At 59.0% G+C, this 249-nt stretch carries 1 pseudogene; it reads left to right on the top strand.

Going from position 1 to position 249, the window contains the following annotated elements:
* A pseudogene (locus Q4563_RS21510) lies at positions 1 to 249 on the top strand (riboflavin synthase); the annotation flags it as partial.

Raw genomic sequence — 249 nt, 5'->3', positions numbered from 1 at the left:
ACCCTGACGCTGATGTTTCCTGAGGCGCTGCAGCAAGGGTTGCAAACCGGTGCATCAGTGGCTTTGAATGGCACCTGCCTGACGGTGCGGTCGATCGAAGGAGCGGCTGTCAGCTTTGATGCGATTGGACAGACGTTAGCTGTGACGAACCTGGGGGCCCTCTCGGTGGGTGACGAGGTGAATATTGAGCGTGCTGCCCGTATTGGTGATGAGATTGGCGGCCATCTGCTGTCCGGCCATGTCATGGCC

It is taken from the genome of Gilvimarinus sp. 1_MG-2023, assembly GCF_030548285.1.
The sequence above is the reverse complement of the archived record's forward strand: the minus strand, read 5'-3'. Positions and strand labels throughout refer to the sequence as shown.